13 protein-coding genes, 2 tRNA genes and 2 pseudogenes are annotated in these 15307 nt (G+C 63.1%); 4 read left to right on the top strand and 13 right to left on the bottom strand.

The window, feature by feature from the left end; genetic code table 11:
• Positions 1-38 precede the first annotated feature (38 nt).
• Positions 39-785, bottom strand: a complete 747-nt coding sequence (gene rlmB, locus ACNFHO_RS20535) for a 23S rRNA (guanosine(2251)-2'-O)-methyltransferase RlmB (RefSeq protein WP_063546384.1) — start codon at positions 783-785, stop codon at positions 39-41.
• Positions 782-3382: a ribonuclease R gene (gene rnr / locus ACNFHO_RS20530; RefSeq protein ID WP_054893198.1), complete on the bottom strand. Its 2601-nt coding sequence runs from the start codon at positions 3380-3382 to the stop codon at positions 782-784. The genes rlmB and rnr overlap by 4 nt, the downstream gene beginning before the upstream one ends.
• Positions 3383-3655: 273 nt before the next feature.
• Here rnr and ACNFHO_RS20525 point away from each other — a divergent pair.
• The 4 genes from ACNFHO_RS20525 (at position 3656) to ACNFHO_RS20510 (ending at position 6659) form a co-directional block, all read left to right on the top strand.
• Positions 3656-3742: transfer RNA gene (locus ACNFHO_RS20525), tRNA-Leu, on the top strand.
• Between the two features lie 81 nt (positions 3743-3823).
• Positions 3824-3910: transfer RNA gene (locus ACNFHO_RS20520), tRNA-Leu, on the top strand.
• A gap of 170 nt (positions 3911-4080) precedes the next feature.
• Positions 4081-5094: an extracellular solute-binding protein gene (locus tag ACNFHO_RS20515; protein ID WP_416767179.1), complete on the top strand. Its 1014-nt coding sequence runs from the start codon at positions 4081-4083 to the stop codon at positions 5092-5094.
• Positions 5094-6659 (top strand): ABC transporter permease, encoded by a 1566-nt coding sequence (locus tag ACNFHO_RS20510; RefSeq protein WP_416767177.1) that lies wholly within the window; start codon positions 5094-5096, stop codon positions 6657-6659. Before ACNFHO_RS20515 ends, ACNFHO_RS20510 begins: the two co-directional genes overlap by 1 nt.
• A gap of 38 nt (positions 6660-6697) precedes the next feature.
• Here ACNFHO_RS20510 and ACNFHO_RS20505 read toward each other — a convergent pair whose 3' ends face one another.
• The 11 genes and pseudogenes from ACNFHO_RS20505 to ACNFHO_RS20455 form a co-directional block, all read right to left on the bottom strand.
• The gene (locus tag ACNFHO_RS20505) at positions 6698-7129 is read right to left on the bottom strand and encodes a hypothetical protein (RefSeq protein WP_416767176.1); all 432 of its coding nucleotides are present in this window, start codon (positions 7127-7129) and stop codon (positions 6698-6700) included.
• On the bottom strand, positions 7126-7869 hold the full coding sequence (locus ACNFHO_RS20500; RefSeq protein WP_416767175.1) for an SDR family NAD(P)-dependent oxidoreductase: 744 nt from the start codon (positions 7867-7869) through the stop codon (positions 7126-7128). The genes ACNFHO_RS20505 and ACNFHO_RS20500 overlap by 4 nt, the downstream gene beginning before the upstream one ends.
• 7 nt (positions 7870-7876) lie before the next feature.
• Positions 7877-8650, bottom strand: a complete 774-nt coding sequence (locus ACNFHO_RS20495; protein WP_414154376.1) for an SDR family NAD(P)-dependent oxidoreductase — start codon at positions 8648-8650, stop codon at positions 7877-7879.
• A gap of 11 nt (positions 8651-8661) precedes the next feature.
• A complete protein-coding gene (locus tag ACNFHO_RS20490; protein WP_063546395.1) occupies positions 8662-9801 on the bottom strand; it encodes an NADH:flavin oxidoreductase in 1140 nt (379 codons plus the stop codon).
• Between the two features lie 5 nt (positions 9802-9806).
• Complete coding sequence (locus ACNFHO_RS20485; protein WP_416767174.1) at positions 9807-11021, bottom strand: AfsA-related hotdog domain-containing protein; 1215 nt, start codon at positions 11019-11021, stop codon at positions 9807-9809.
• Positions 11022-11030: 9 nt separating this feature from the next.
• The gene (locus ACNFHO_RS20480) at positions 11031-11552 is read right to left on the bottom strand and encodes a DUF2867 domain-containing protein (protein WP_323453395.1); all 522 of its coding nucleotides are present in this window, start codon (positions 11550-11552) and stop codon (positions 11031-11033) included.
• A 16-nt stretch (positions 11553-11568) separates the two neighbouring features.
• Entirely contained in the window at positions 11569-12165 is a 597-nt protein-coding gene (locus ACNFHO_RS20475) for an NAD(P)H-dependent oxidoreductase (protein ID WP_054893190.1), read from the bottom strand.
• Between the two features lie 47 nt (positions 12166-12212).
• Positions 12213-12833, bottom strand: coding sequence for an acyl-homoserine-lactone synthase (locus tag ACNFHO_RS20470; RefSeq protein WP_372821943.1), 621 nt, complete (start codon positions 12831-12833; stop codon positions 12213-12215).
• A 112-nt stretch (positions 12834-12945) separates the two neighbouring features.
• Complete coding sequence (locus ACNFHO_RS20465; RefSeq protein ID WP_372821942.1) at positions 12946-13656, bottom strand: autoinducer binding domain-containing protein; 711 nt, start codon at positions 13654-13656, stop codon at positions 12946-12948.
• Between the two features lie 257 nt (positions 13657-13913).
• Positions 13914-14429: pseudogene (locus ACNFHO_RS20460) on the bottom strand (methyl-accepting chemotaxis protein); the annotation flags it as partial.
• A gap of 390 nt (positions 14430-14819) precedes the next feature.
• A pseudogene (locus tag ACNFHO_RS20455) lies at positions 14820-15032 on the bottom strand (methyl-accepting chemotaxis protein); the annotation flags it as partial.
• Between the last annotated feature and the right edge of the window lie 275 nt (positions 15033-15307).

Raw genomic sequence — 15307 nt, 5'->3', positions numbered from 1 at the left:
CGGGCTTGCCCGCGAAAGGAACCCGCCGCTTCAGGCTCTCAACGCTTGGCCTGACGCTGCCTCACCGCCTCGAACAGACACACCCCGGTCGCCACCGAGACGTTCAGACTGCTGACACTACCAGCCATCGGCAGCTTCACCAGGAAGTCGCAATGCTCACGGGTCAGGCGGCGCATGCCCTTGCCTTCTGCGCCCATGATCATCACCAGCGGACCGGTGAGGTCCTGCTGGTAGATCTCCTGCTCCGCTTCGCCAGCAGTGCCGACCACCCACAGGCCGCGCTGCTGGAGTTTCTCCAGGGTGCGCGCCAGGTTGGTCACGGCCACCAGCGGGATCACCTCGGCAGCGCCACAGGCGACCTTGCGCACCACGCCTGTCAGCGTGGCCGACTTGTCCTTGGGAATCACCACGGCAGTTGCGCCCGCAGCATCGGCGGTGCGCAGGCAGGCGCCGAGATTGTGCGGGTCGGTGACACCGTCGAGCACCAGGATCAGCGGCGGCGTCTCGGTGCGCTCGAGCAACTCCTCGAGCATCGCCTCGCCCCACACCTGGCTTGGGCTCACCTCGGCGACCACACCCTGGTGCACGCCCTCGACCCAGGCGTCCAGCTCACGGCGCTCGGCCTGACCGACCGCAACGCGGTTTTCTGCAGCCAGCGCCAGCAGCGCCTGAAGACGCGGCTCGCTCCGCCCTTCCGACAACCAGATCTGCTTGACCCGCTTGGGATGGTGCTGCAGCAACGCCTGCACGGCATGTACGCCGTAGATTTTTTCCAGCTGACTCATGACTTGCCGCTCTTGCCCTTACGTGGCGCGCCGGACTTCGACGGGCCTTTGCGATGCTTGGTCTTGCCCGCAGCCTTGCTGCCCTTCTCGGCCTTGCTGCTGGTGTGCTGCCGCGCATCCCCCATCAGCGCCTTCTTCATCTCGCGGCTCTTGCGCACTTCGGCGTTACGCTGCACGGCGTCTTTCGGGAAGTAGGCTTCAGAAGCTTCGCTCTTGCGGCTGCGCGGCTTGGGCGAGATCCTCGCCTCGGTGGCCGCTGCCGGCTCGGACTTGGCCGCACCCTTGGTGGTCGCAGGCTTGCCGGCGTCAGCCGATTCGCTACGCGGCTTGCGGCCGCCCGGTGCCTTGATCGCGGCCTCGGAAAGTTCGAAGTCGATCTTGCGCTGCTCGAGGTCGACGCGCATCACCTTCACTTCGATGGTGTCGCCCAGGCGGAAGCTGCGACCGGTACGCTCACCGGCCAGGCGGTGGTGCACAGGATCGAAGTGGTAGTAATCGCCCGGCAGCGCACTGACGTGCACCAGGCCTTCGACATAGATGTCGGTCAACTCGATGAACAGGCCGAAGCCGGTCACTGCGGTGATCACGCCTGGGAAAGTCTCACCCACGCGGTCGCGCATGTATTCGCACTTGAGCCAGTTGACCACGTCGCGGGTGGCTTCATCGGCGCGGCGCTCGGTCATCGAGCACTGCTCGCCCATCTGCTCGAGGCTGTTCTCGTCGTACGGGTAGATCCGCGCCTTGGGAATGCTCATCGCACCAGCGCGCTTCACATGCGGGGTGTCGATCTTCGAGCGGATCACGCTGCGGATGGCGCGGTGCACCAACAGGTCCGGGTAACGACGGATCGGCGAGGTGAAGTGGGTGTACGCCTCGTAGTTCAGGCCGAAGTGGCCGTTGTTCTCGGTGCTGTACACCGCCTGGCTCAGCGAGCGCAGCATGACGGTCTGGATCAGGTGGAAGTCCGGGCGCCCGGCGATGCTCGCCAGCAGGGCCTGGTAATCCTTCGGCGACGGGTCCTTGCCCTTGTGCAGCGACAGACCCAGCTCACCAAGGAACGCGCGCAGTTTTTCCAGGCGCTCCGGTGGCGGACCATCGTGCACGCGGTACAGCGACGGCACGTTGTGCTTCTGCAGGAACTCGGCAGTGGCGACGTTGGCCGCCAGCATGCATTCCTCGATCAGCTTGTGGGCGTCGTTGCGCACGGTCGGACGAATTTCGTCGATCTTGCGGTCTTCGCCGAAGATGATCCGGGTTTCCTGGGTTTCGAAGTCGATCGCACCACGGGTGTGACGGGCATCGACCAGCACCTTGTACAGCGCGTAGAGGTGCTTGAGGTCCGGCAGTACCGCGCTGTACTCCTCGCGCAGGGCCTTGCCCTCGCGGGTGCGGGAGTGCTCGAGCATGCTGCTGACCTTGTTGTAGGTCAGACGCGCATGGGAGTGGATCACGCCTTCGTAGAACTGGTAGTCGACCATCTGGCCGGCCTTGTTGATGGTCATCTCGCAGACCATGGCCAGGCGATCGACATGCGGATTCAGCGAGCACAGACCGTTGGAGAGTTCCTCGGGCAGCATCGGAATCACACGCTCGGGGAAGTACACCGAGTTGCCACGCTGCTGGGCCTCGACGTCCAGGGCCGAGCCCAGGCGCACGTAGCTGGAAACGTCGGCGATCGCCACGTACAGGCGCCAGCCGCCGGAGAACAGGCGCAGCTTGCCCAGCGGCTCGCAATAGACGGCGTCGTCGAAGTCGCGGGCGTCCTCGCCGTCGATGGTGACGAACGGCAGGTGGCGCAGGTCGATGCGCTTTTCCTTGTCCTTCTCTTCGACTTCGGAGCGGAACTTGCGCGCTTCCTTGATCACGTCCTTGGGCCAGACGTGGGGGATGTCGTAGCTGCGCAGGGCGACATCGATCTCCATGCCCGGCGCCATGTAGTTACCGATCACCTCGACCACATCACCTTGCGGCTGGAACCGCGGGGTCGGCCAGTGGGTGATCTTGATCTCGACGAACTGGCCGATCTTGGCGCCGCCGTTGCGCCCCGCAGTCACCAGCACTTCCTGCTGGATCTTCGGGTTGTCGGGGGTCACATAGCCGATGCCGCCTTCTTCGAAGTAGCGGCCAACCACGCTTTCATGGGCGCGGGAGATGATCTCGACCAGCACGCCTTCGCGGCGGCCACGGCGATCGACACCGGACACGCGGGCAAGGCCGCGGTCGCCGTCGAACACCAGGCGCATCTGCGCAGGGCTGAGGAACAGGTCTTCGCTGCCGTCGTCGGGGATCAGGAAGCCGAAGCCATCGCGGTGGCCGGAGACGCGGCCGCAGATCAGGTCGAGCTTGTCTACCGGGGCATAGGTGCCGCGCCGGGTATAGATAAGCTGACCATCACGCTCCATCGCGCGCAGACGGCGGCGCAGGGCCTCGATCTGGTCTTCTTCGTACAGACCGAACTCTGCCGCCAGCTCCTCGCGTGCGGCGGGTTCGCCACGGTCGGCAAGGCGCTGCAGGATCAGCTCACGGCTGGGGATGGGATTCTCGTATTTTTCCGCTTCGCGAGCGGCCTCGGGATCGAGGGATTGCCAATCGGCCATCAGAAGGGGTTCACCTTGGGGTATATAGATAGGAATTCTGGCATAGGCGTATTGAAACCGGAAATCTTTGCCTTGGACAGCCCCTGCGGGGCACCCCGGCAGCGGCATTAGGTCACTGGAATCAACAACTTGAATTTTTTGAAATTTTTTTCGATCCGGGGCTTTACAGCCCTCAGGGGCATCCGTATAGTGCGCACCACAACGACGGACAGCCGACGTTGTAGTTGAGATGAAACCTGATGTAAAGCATCATGTGACCTCGACAAAATGTGTGCCCAGGTGGCGGAATTGGTAGACGCGCTGGTTTCAGGTATCAGTGACTTAACGGTCGTGGAAGTTCGAGTCTTCTCCTGGGCACCAAATATTTCGAGTGATAGATAGCAGGTTTTTCTGTCATTCAGCAACACGATTCAAGTTTCATGCAGTAGATGTAAAAGCTTTGCCCAGGTGGCGGAATTGGTAGACGCGCTGGTTTCAGGTATCAGTGACTTAACGGTCGTGGAAGTTCGAGTCTTCTCCTGGGCACCATATAAAAACCCACTAGCTTGCTAGTGGGTTTTTTCTTGCCTGCGTTTTTTGCCCCCCCCGCTGCCCCGCATCCGCCTCCCCTCGACTATTTGCCTTCATACGGCCACATGAGAAACGATTTCGTTTACCATTGTTTCGAAATATGTAGCCGTAAGCGAGGAAGTACCCGCATGACGATCCGCCCGAAACCGCTGATGCGCACCCTGGCCGCCGCTGTCCTGGGCCTGGTGATTGGCGCGCCGGCCGCCCTGGCAGACGAACCGGTCACGCTGACCATGTACAACGGCCAGCACAAGGAAATCGGCGAAGCCATCGCCAAGGCCTACGAGGCCAAGACCGGTATCCACATCAATATCCGCAAGGGCAGCAGCAATCAGCTGGCCAGCCAGATCATCGAGGAAGGCGCGCGCTCGCCCGCCGACATCATCTACACCGAAGAATCCCCGCCACTGAACAACCTGGGCGAACTGGGCCTGCTGGCGAAGATCGACGACGCCACGCTGGACATGCTGCCCAAGGAATACGTGGGCGCCAACGGCACCTGGTTGGGCGTGACCGCGCGCACCCGCGTGGTGGTCTACAACCCGAAGAAGATCGACGAGAAAGACCTCCCCACCACCGTGATGGACTTTGCCGATCCCGAGTGGGATGGCCGCGTCGGTTACGTGCCGACCAGTGGCGCCTTCCAGGAGCAGGCCGTCGCCATCCTCAAGATGCATGGCCGCGAAGCCACTGAAGAATGGCTGACCGGCCTGAAGGCGTTCGGCAAGACCTACACCAACAACATGGTTGCACTGAAAGCAGTGGAAAAAGGCGAAGTCGCTGCCGTGCTGGTGAACAACTATTACTGGTACGCCCTGGAGCGCGAGCGCGGCAAGCTCGACTCCAAGCTCTACTACCTGGCCGACGGTGACGCCGGCAACCTGGTGACCATCTCCGGCGCTGCGGCCGTCAAGGCCAGCAAGCATCCCAAGGAAGCCCAGGCACTGCTCAACTGGATGGCCAGCGAAGAAGGCCAGCGCGTGATCACCCAGACCACCGCCGAATATCCCCTGCACAAAGGCATGGTCTCCGACCGCGGCCTGAAGCCGTTCGAAGAGCTGCGTCCACCGAAGATCAGCCCGGCCGACCTTGGCAATGCCGAAGAAGCCATCGAGCTCGAACGTGAGGTCGGTCTGCTCTGATGACTGCCGCCGCGCCCGATCCGGCCCTGGTACGCTTCGTGCCACGCCGCAAGCGCCCCTCCGTGTGGGTGGTGCTGCCTGTGCTGTTCCTGGTGGCGATGAGCCTGCTGCCACTGCTGTATGTCGCCATCAAGGCCTGGGAAGCCGGCTTGCATGAAGCCCTGCGCCTGCTCTGGCGCCCCTTCGTGTGGGGGTTGCTGCGCAACACCTTGCTGCTGATGGTGGGGGTCACCCTGGTGTGCATGGTGGTCGGCCTGGCGCTGGCCTGGCTGCTCGAACGCAGCGACCTGCGCGGGCGCCGCCTGTGGGGCGTGGTGCTGTGCCTGCCGTTTGCCGTACCTTCGTTCGTCAGCAGCTTTACCTGGGTGTCGCTGAGCTCGGACTTCGAAGGGCTCGGCGGGGCGATCCTGGTCATGGCGCTGTCGAAGTATCCGCTGGTGTTCCTGCCGGTGGCGGCAACCTTGCGCAACCTCGACACCTCGCTGGAGGAGTCGGCGCGCACCCTCGGTTGCAGCCGCTGGAGCGTGTTCCTCAAGGTCACCCTGCCATTGTTGTGGCCCGCCATGCTCGGCGGCGCGCTGCTGATCGCCCTGCACATGCTGGTGGAGTTCGGCGCACTGTCGATCCTCGGCCTGCAGACCTTCACCACGGCGATCTACCAGCAGTTCGAACTGGAGTTCAGCAACGCCAACGCCGCAATGCTCTCGGCTGTGCTGCTCGCACTGTGCCTGGTGATGCTCTGGCTGGAGCTGCGCGTGCGCGGCAAGGCCCGCCACGTGCGCATCGGCCAGGGCGTGGCGCGTCGGGCACAGCCCTTGCGCCTCAAAGGCTGGAGCCTGCCGGCACAGCTGTTCTGTCTCGGGCTGGCGGTGCTGGGCAGCGGCATTCCGCTGGCCATGCTTGGCTATTGGCTGAGTGTCGGCTCGTCGGCAGCCTTCCCGGCGGCGGCGATCGGCAAGGCCTTGCTCACCTCCCTGTCGGTATCGCTTGGTGGTGCTGGCTTCTGCGTAGTGCTGGCATTGCCGATCAGCTTCCTGGTGGTGCGCTATAAGGGCCGCCTGGCGATCTGGGCCGAACGCCTGCCCTACCTGCTGCATGCGCTTCCCGGCCTGGTGATCGCACTAACCCTGGTGTTCTTCGCCCTGCACTACGTGCCAGCGCTCTACCAGACCACTGCGCTGCTGATCCTGGCCTACGCCCTGCTCTTCCTGCCGCTGGCCCAGGCGCCAGTGCGCACAGCGCTGAACAAGGCCTCGCCAACGCTCGAGGAAGCCGCCCGCACCCTGGGCGCCAGCAGCTTCGCGGCATTCTGCCGGGTCACGCTACCGATCATCTTCCCGGCCCTGGCTGCGGCCTTCGCACTGGTGTTCCTGGATGCCATGAAGGAGCTGACCGCGACCTTGCTGCTCAGCCCGACCGGCATGACCACCCTGGCCACGGAAGTCTGGGCGCACACTGCCAATGTCGAGTTCGCGGCCGCAGCGCCCTACGCGGCGCTGCTGATCCTGGTATCGGGACTGCCGGTATACCTGCTGACGACACGGATGTACCTGAACAAGGCGTAGCATCGAGGCCCGGGCGCAGGCAGCCCGGGCCCAGCCATTCAATAGCCCAGCGCGCGTTTTTCCGGTCCGGCACTGACGGCATGGATCGGTCTGCGCAACTGCAATACCGCGAAAACCGAAAGAACCACCGCCAGCCCCCAAAGGATCGGCGTCGCTCCCTGGCTCAGAGCCACCATCTGCAGACCGACGACCAACAGACGCAACAGCGCATCGAGCCGACCATTGGCCACCGAAGGTTCGCGCAGGCGCGCCACACCCCAGATGACATAAGCCAGGGCGCCTAGATTGATGAAGAACATCGAGGTTGGGTCGAGCACACTGAAGGACGTACCCAGGCCAAGCCAGGCATCGAGCCCGGCAAAAAGCTGGAATGCCCAGGCACTCAGCAGTGGAACGGCAAATGGCAGGGTGGCGACGATGTCATAGATCGCGCCGATGCGGACGATGTTGGCGTAACGGGATTGATTCATTGGCAAACCTCCATGTGCATGCGTTCAAGAAGCGCTCTGACTTCGTAGAATTGTCCTGATTGCAGCGCGATCGCGTGACGTCGTCCAAGCAGTTCGACGATTTGCGCGGCGCGTTGTTGCGCACTGACGATGTACCCCGGCTGCGTCGAGCGCTCTCGCAAGGCCACCAGTTCGGGAAAGCGCTCGTCGGCCTGCAGGATGGTTTGCGCCACCGTGGTGGCGACATTGCATAACCCCAGCACCGCAAAAAACACCTGCGGATTCTCCAGCTGGTAGACCTTGGCCAGGGCGTTGAGGGCGGCTTTGGAGACACTGTAGGAAAGCATGCCTGCGCGCTGACGAATGCCTGAAACCGAGGCCGAGAACACCACCTGGCTAACCTTGGCCTGTCGGCACAGCAGCAGGTCAAGCACCCATTTCACCGCTACCAGATTGAGCTCCAGCACCGAGCGGAAGGATTCCACTGGCGTATTGCTTGCAAGCTCCGGCGCGCTACCGAATGTTCCGGCATTAAGGTAGGCCGTTTCGAATGCCGTCTCACCGATGAAGGCCTGCAGAACAGGCTGGACAGCCTCGCCCGCACAAAGATCCAGCGCCCGGAAATGCATGCGTGGATGCTCCAGCAGCGCCGTTGGTACCCGTCGCGAAATACCCCAGACCTCATCGCCCCGCTCCAGGTGTAACCTGGCCAGTGCCAGCCCGATGCCCGAACTGACGCCCGTAATGAATATGTGAGCCATCAGTGCCTCACTCGAACTTGCCGATGTGGTAGCCGCCATCGACGCTCAACACGCTGCCAGTCATGTAGCTGGCGCCGTCGCCAAGCAGGAACAACACTGCAGCAGCCACCTCGCCTGCCTCGCCGAAGCGCTTCATGACCGTAGCGTTGATCTTGCGCTCGGTGCCCGCAGGATTGGCCGCCAGCCGCTGCGGAGAGTTCATCCCGCCAAGAATCGGCCCTGGCGCTACCGCATTGACACGCACTGCATGGCGCCCATCGCGGTCGCAGGCATTCTCCATCGCCACCACTTGGGTCAGGGCGTTGAGCCCTGCCTTGCTCGCCACATAAGCAGCCTGGTTGGGCATGGCCATCACCCCCGCGCAGGAGGACAGATTGACGATCGAGCCGCCTGCCTTCCTGGCGATCAACCGTAACTCATGTTGCAGGCAATACAATGGGCCGTTCAGATTGATACGCACGACCCGCTCCCAGTCGTGTACCTGAAGGTCGGCGACCTGCGCATACGGTGCAGTGATACCCGCGGCATTGACGGCATGGTCGAGTCCGCCGAAACGCGCCTCGATCTCGGCGAAGGCATCGCGCACCGCGCCAGGCTCAGCTACATCGCACGGAATGAAACTGGCCTGCGCGCCCAGTTGCTCAAGCGCCGAACGCCCCTTCTCCAGGCTGCGGCCGAGCACAACGACGCGCGCCCCCTCCTCGCTCAGCCGCCGGGCAATGCTCAGGCCGATACCACTGCTGCCACCGGTGACAACGATGGTCTTTCCCTGAAACTGCATCTGGACTCTCCTTAGTCATATCGAATAGAGGCTGGCCGCTTGTACCGGTCATTGACGCAGCAGTACACGCGATCCAGCTGGGGATTGCTCTTGTCACGGAAACAGTTGCCCTCGAATCGACAGGCATGAACACTTCCCGGCTTGCCCTGCAACGACTTGTTCACCAGGTCGTTGTCAGCGAACAGGGCACGACTCATGCCCACCAGGTCAGTGACGCCCAGCTCGAGCAAGGCCTCGGCCTGAGCCAGCGAGCCAGTGAAGCCGGCAAAGCCGACCGGGAGCGACGTCAGTTCGCGGATGTGCTTCACGCCATGCACCAGCATGGCGTGCACACGCGGATCGGCGCGCAGCATGTAATGGAACGTCTCCTTGATTGCCGCCGAACACATCAAGGCCGCCACGCCTGCACGCTCCAGCGCAGGCACCACCTGCTCGAGCAGGGCCGGTTGCTGCCCCTTGTCACCCAGGCAATCATCGATCCCGAGACGAACGGAGATGTCGATGCCGCCCTGGGTTGCCTCCACGATCGCGTCCATGACCTCCAGCAGCAGGCGGGCCCGGCGCAACGGCGAGCCGCCGTAGCGATCCGTTCGCCGGTTGCTGTAGGGCGAGAGAAAGCTGCTCAACAGGTAGCCATTGGAGGCCTGCAATTGCACCATGCGGGCGCCGGCTTGCTGCGCCAGACGTGCTGCATGGGCGAACTGGGCACAGACGCTGCGGGCATCCTCGTGAGTCATGACCCTCGTGCCGCGACGACTTCGACTACCCACTGCCCGGCTGGGCGCCAGTAGAACTCCGCCACTGCGAGCCAGATCGCCCTGGCTGCCGTAGTGCTGCAATTGCACGACCACGGGGCAGGCATTTTCCCGCCCGTAGTCGATCAGCGGCGCCAAGTGGTGGACGTGACGCTGCTCGTACAGGCACAACCCTCCCTCGTGCAGCCGTGTGGATGCATCGACTGCGGAGTTGGCCAATACCACCATGGCGCAGCCTCCATCGATGATGCCCTTGTAGAAGGTCAGCATCTGCGGCGTCAGGCAACCTTCACGACCCAGATCGATACCCATGGGTGCGAAGTACACACGGTTCTTCAGGTTCAGGTGTCGTCCGAGGGTGATGGACTGGCGCGTCAGCGGGTATCCCGAGGCCACGCCGGTTACCCGCTCTGCCGATCATTGCAAGGCGCGCCCTGGGCATCATTGCTTGCCAGGGCAGCCACCGACAGTTCCTGCAAGGGCTCGTGGAAGCAGTGGCACTTGATGACTTCCTTGAGCGTCGACAGCGTGGCGCGATCAAGCTTGGCGAATACGGCCAGTTGCACCGCGGCCTGTTGTGAAGGTCGGCACTCGACGATCGGAAAGCTCAGAAAACCCATGTCCCGCACATAGATGGACAGTTGCACCACCTCATGGGCCTGCGCGTTTTCCTCCATGCGAAACCTCACCGCCCGCAGTGAAACATGCTCGAGCACCCCCTCGACTGCCGTGCCGCGCGCCGTGTGCAACAAAACCTGCGGCAACACGCGGTTGGAGGGGGCGAACCAGTGGCTCTCCGGAAAGTTGACCGTGCGCATGCGCTTGAACAGCGGCATCTTGATCGCACTGCCACGCAGGCGCAGCGTGGTGACCAGATTACCGTTCTGGAAGAACATCGCGGTCTTGTCCACCGTCCGGGGCAGGGCGCGCTTCTCGCCAGCGCTGTGCTGGACCACAACCTCCACCGCATAGGTGGACTCGGTGTAGTTATTGAAGGAGACGGACAAGTCTTCGATCGAGATCGAGATTTCACCGCGCCGGTAACCCGAATGGCTATAGAAATAGTGGTACATCGCCTGACGAGCCACTTCGATCAGCATCAGGCCAGGCACGTGTTCATGGGGCTTGTTGTAGAAAAAGTAGTTGTTGGTGTCGTTCATCAGGCCGTACGACGACAGGTTGGCACGTGTCCAACCCGGCAGCGCGTGCAGCGTGTCGGCCAATTGAGTGACCAACGCCGGATCTGCTGCCGGCAACCCGAAACGCTTCTGCAGGTAGCACTCGACCTGACGCGGTAGCCACGCAGCGGACAGTCGGTAGCCCCCCTCGTGCAAGGCATAGTAGGCCTGGGCATTCATTTCGAAACTGTCGAGGGAGTCGAAATCTTCCTGCCCGAGTGTGGTGGGAATGCTGGCAAGCACCCGGCCACCTTGAGCGTCGTCGCGATACAGGACGCCCAACGCAGCACACCCGCGCTCATCGAGATGTTCGAGCAGGAAGTTGGTCTCTTCGACGGTCAGACGAGCCGGCAGAAGATCCTGAAATCCGCAGAGCAGTACGTCGTCCACAGTCCCTTTGTGCAAGACCTGTGGAGTCAGGGGTAACTGACGTTCCATGTTGATTACCTAATAGGGTTCGACGGGGAAGGCGAGCACAGCGTTCTTCAGCATGCGCTTGACGATGGGGCCGTGAGCAGGGCCGACCGGGATCATGTAAAGCCTTCCGAAGGCGTTGTACCGCTGGACGGAGGTCGTCACGCTCAAGCGCTGCACGCCCTCGCCTGCGGGCGTGAGATCGAGGCAGACCATGACCGCCAAGTGCGTATCGCGCGAAGTGAGCACCAGCCGATGCGCATCGATCGCCTCCACCGTGAAGAAGTCGAGGCGCTCGCCCACCGCAGGTTCCCGCTCGGCCGTTCGGGGTGTAAAACCATGGATGTCGGCCACACGGAACCGGCGGGAAACGAAGTCACGAAGGCGAAAAGCCGCAGAGAGCCACGCCGGGATATGCGCAGTCATCGCGCAGTATGCCTGCAGGGCCGTGACGCGCCCGCCGATGCGCACCGCAGCGCAGTGCAGGAAATCCAGCTGCGCGAGCTCGGCGACCAGGCGAACATCCTTGGGGGCGCAAATCAGGGCCGCGGGCATCATCTGCATGCCCCTGTCATTGCTGGAGCAGGGCGATGGCAGCCAATTCGGCCTTGAGCAGGAGCTTCTCGTAGGCCTCGTCGGGTGACTCCTGGCGGCTGGTGATCAAGCCCGCGATTTCACGCGCCGACTCGTCCAGCGGCTCATCGGCGATGAACACCGACTCGAACAACGGAATCGGCGGCAGGTAATGACCTTTCACGTAGGCGACGGTCTGCTGCAGCGGTCGCAGAAGCTCATCCAGGGTAAAACGGTTGAACCCGCCCGCACGGTAGCCGGACGCTGGCGCCCCGACGGTGGTGACGATCAGAAACTCCTTGTCCTGCAGCTTGTCACCACCGCGCGCATAGGCAAAACCGGGCGTGAAGACATCGTCGATCCAGCGCTTCATCAACGCCGGGCACGAGTACCAGTACAGCGGGAACAGCAGCACGATGCGTTCGTGGGCACACAGCAGCTTCTGCTCGGCGGCAATGTCGAAGCCATTGCTGCCCAGTGCGGCCGACAGGGGGTGCAGCGTGACATTGCTACCTTGCAGGGCTTCGACGATGGCGGCATTGGCCCGCGAGCTGCTCAAGTCAGGATGACCGATTACGACCAGAATGTTATCCATGGAGAAGTCCTTTCAAGAGATGGTGTCCAGGCCGCAGCCAGGGGGGTTCATGCGGCGCGGTGGATTGAACGATAGTCCGCGACATCTGTAACCTCCCCAATTGTGCAGGCCTGGGTCGGGACGTCGATCCAGCAAGCGAATAGCCACTGGTCGCCCACGCGCACCGGCGCCGCGGCTCGACGGGCGCGATAGCCTGCACGGCGCAGCAATCGCTCGATGCCTAGTGGCGACACGGTGATCAACTGCCGCACGCCCCGAGCGGCCGCACAGCGCAACACGGCATCCAGCAACTGCGTGGCGACGACGGAAGAAAATTGGCCGCCAGAGGTCCGCCCGGCCAGACCAAAATCCATGGCGGAGAAACGCGACAGCTCCCAGATCCGCGAATCACACGGCAGTGTCTGATCGCCCATCAACTGCGGGAATACTTCTGCAAGCAGGTAGCGTTGGTTGGTAGGCAGCACACGCGCCGTGCCTATGACCTGCTCCTGATCATTGCAGGCAAGCACATAGAGCGTCTCGTCATGGTCGAACTGATCACGCTCGCGACCTGGATCACACGCTAACTCCCACCCCAGGGTGTCGACGAATACCCGATAACGGTAACGGTCCATCTGCAGCAAGCGCGCCTGCCCCAGCTCCTGCTGTGTTCCAACGACGATTTCCATCTCGCGTCCTCCGGCCAATGTGGAAAGGACGCGTATTCGACTCGAAGTAGGGTGATAGCAAAACTGCACTATTTGGCAGGGTACTTCTGCACATAAGCGCAGGGCGTTCGCGCTAGGCCAGCAACCCCAGAAGCGCCGCCCGCGCTACCGCTGCCGTACGATTCGCAGCGCCCAGTTTGGCGCCGGCATTGCGGGTGTGGAATTTCACCGTTTCAATCGACAAGGTGAGGATGTCGGCAACCTCGTTGAGCGTCTTGCCATCGGCAGCCCAACGCAGCACTTCGCGCTCACGCTCGGAAAGCGGGGACTGCGGCTGCGGTTGCCAGGAGTCCGAGAGCAGCCGCGAGAAGCCTTGGTGGGCGACATTCGCCAGCCAGCGCATCCGCGTCTCATGGGCACGCAACTCACATGCGCCGATCCCTTCGCCAGAGCGCGCCAGGGTCAGCATCCCCCCTCCCTTGCTCCCCTCCAGACACGATTGCGCCCAACCGTGGCGAAGACCGGCCTGCCGTGCCTCATCCCACAACTGCGGAGCGTCGGCGAATACTTCGTCGCCCCAGACCACTGGCTGCATCGAGCGCTGACAGTGGCGGACCGTCGGGTCAAGGAGCAGGTACCCATTGGCATGGTAATGATCACACCATGACCGGCTGTAGTTGCTGAGCATGACGATCCGCGGCTTGGTGACAGGCAGCGGCGTGCGCAGGCCATAAGCACAGTAATCGAAGCCCAGACGGCGCGCGGCTGCCTTGACCTCTTCCAACAACGTTTGCGTATCGCGCGCGTCATAAACCGCCGCCAGCATGTCGCCCATCCATTGCATTTATTATTCTCTCCATGAATGAGAAGCTGCTGCAGCCGCCCCCCTGAAGGTGCGAGCCTAGCGGAGCTGCAACAGCCGGACATTGAGCGATATCAATTCGCCACAACGTTAACGAATACTACCGCGCGGTATTTATCCCGTCGCCAGCCTGGTCGGTTCGGCACCTTGGCGCTGACGATACAAGCACAGCGTAACAAAAATGCTGGCGCCCCCGGGCGATTCACCGATATCTCCTGCCTATCTGGATTGACGCCTGCTCAAGCCCTGAACTGCCCCAGACTCGCCCTCAACTGCGCCGCCAGATCATCCAGCACCTTGCTGCTGGCCGTGGTCTGCATCACCACTTCGGCCGAGCGCTCTGCCTGCGCGTGGATATTCTCGACCCGCCCCCGCACCGCCTGGGCGCCGTTGGCTTGCTGCTCGGCGGCGCGAGTCGCCAGGCCGATGGCGGCATGCACCTGCTCCACCGCCGCCTGCACCGACTGCTGGCGGCGTTCGTTATCACGCAACACCAGCAGCCCTTCGCTGGCCTGGCGCCCCGCCTGGCCGATGGTGGCCACAGCCTCTTTCGCCCCCTGTTGCAAGGCAACGATATGCGCCTGGATATCGCCGGTGGAGCTTTGCGTCTTGCTTGCCAGAGCCCGCACTTCATCGGCTACCACTGCAAAACCGCGCCCTGTCTCACCGGCACGCGCCGCCTCGATCGCCGCATTGAGCGCAAGCAGGTTGGTCTGCTCGGCGATGCCGTGGATCACGGTCAGCACCACTTCGATCTGCTCGCTCTGCTTGGCGAGGCGCTCGATGACCTGCGAGCCGCTTTCCACTTCCCCCGCCAGCTTCTCGATCAGCTTGGCCAGCTGGGTCGAAGCGCGACTGTTCTCGTCGGTAGCCTGGCGGATATCCACGACCTGCTGCAACGCCGCCTGCATGGCGTGGCTCTCGGCCTGAGCCTCGTCGGCCATGCTCGACAGGTCGCGCAGACTCGCCGCCACCTCGTCGCGCTGCAACGCTGCCGCTGCATCGGCCCCCGCATTGCGCTGGGCCATGGTGCCGATTTCCACCCCGGTACGCTGGGCCACTTCACCGGCTTCGCGAACGATCGGCTGAAGCTTGTCGACGAAGCGGTTGACCGCCGACGCCATGTCGCCTATCTCGTCACGGCTGTCGAGCGCCACACGCTTGGTCAGGTCGCCCTCCCCGGCGGCCAGGTCGTCGAGGGCAGCGATGAGCAGGCGCAGCTTGCTGACCACTCGTCGCCCCAGCACCACGGCAACCACCAACAGCACGCCAAGCCCGACCAGCACCAGGCCGACGCCGATGCGCCAACGCAGCTCGCCGGCCGCGTCGCGAACCGTCTGCGCGGTATTGGCCTGCATGGCAGTGGCGCTGTTCTGCGCGGTCTCAAGACGAGCCTGCAGGGTCTTGCCGCTATCGGCCGCGGCAGCGCCGAGGCTCTCGCCGACCAGTTGCTCGCCACTTGCGATCAGGGCGGCAAAGCGCTGGTCGAGCGCCTTGAGCTCTTGATCGACGGCGGCGGTCGAGACCCCCATGAGTACCTTGCCGATCTGGGCGCCATTGGGGCTGATCGAAGCCTCGACGAAGTAAACCGATGGATCCCGGCGCGCAGCGTCGAGCACCTTGTCCAGCGCCC

Source organism: Pseudomonas sp. NY15374 (assembly GCF_048068255.1).
Taxonomy (GTDB): domain Bacteria; phylum Pseudomonadota; class Gammaproteobacteria; order Pseudomonadales; family Pseudomonadaceae; genus Aquipseudomonas; species Aquipseudomonas machongensis.
This window is presented reverse-complemented; position numbering and strand designations above follow the sequence as displayed.

Excerpts from the sequence above, each read along its gene's own strand:
- rlmB (WP_063546384.1), bottom strand. The coding sequence starts at position 785 with ATGAGTCAGCTGGAAAAAATCTACGGCGTACATGCCGTGCAGGCGTTG.
- ACNFHO_RS20495 (WP_414154376.1), bottom strand. The coding sequence starts at position 8,650 with ATGCAGTTTCAGGGAAAGACCATCGTTGTCACCGGTGGCAGCAGTGGT.
- ACNFHO_RS20510 (WP_416767177.1), top strand. The coding sequence starts at position 5,094 with ATGACTGCCGCCGCGCCCGATCCGGCCCTGGTACGCTTCGTGCCACGC.
- ACNFHO_RS20505 (WP_416767176.1), bottom strand. The coding sequence starts at position 7,129 with ATGAATCAATCCCGTTACGCCAACATCGTCCGCATCGGCGCGATCTAT.
- ACNFHO_RS20470 (WP_372821943.1), bottom strand. The coding sequence starts at position 12,833 with ATGGAAATCGTCGTTGGAACACAGCAGGAGCTGGGGCAGGCGCGCTTG.
- ACNFHO_RS20515 (WP_416767179.1), top strand. The coding sequence starts at position 4,081 with ATGACGATCCGCCCGAAACCGCTGATGCGCACCCTGGCCGCCGCTGTC.
- ACNFHO_RS20485 (WP_416767174.1), bottom strand. The coding sequence starts at position 11,021 with ATGGAACGTCAGTTACCCCTGACTCCACAGGTCTTGCACAAAGGGACT.
- rnr (WP_054893198.1), bottom strand. The coding sequence starts at position 3,382 with ATGGCCGATTGGCAATCCCTCGATCCCGAGGCCGCTCGCGAAGCGGAA.
- ACNFHO_RS20480 (WP_323453395.1), bottom strand. The coding sequence starts at position 11,552 with ATGCCCGCGGCCCTGATTTGCGCCCCCAAGGATGTTCGCCTGGTCGCC.
- ACNFHO_RS20500 (WP_416767175.1), bottom strand. The coding sequence starts at position 7,869 with ATGGCTCACATATTCATTACGGGCGTCAGTTCGGGCATCGGGCTGGCA.
- ACNFHO_RS20465 (WP_372821942.1), bottom strand. The coding sequence starts at position 13,656 with ATGCAATGGATGGGCGACATGCTGGCGGCGGTTTATGACGCGCGCGAT.
- ACNFHO_RS20475 (WP_054893190.1), bottom strand. The coding sequence starts at position 12,165 with ATGGATAACATTCTGGTCGTAATCGGTCATCCTGACTTGAGCAGCTCG.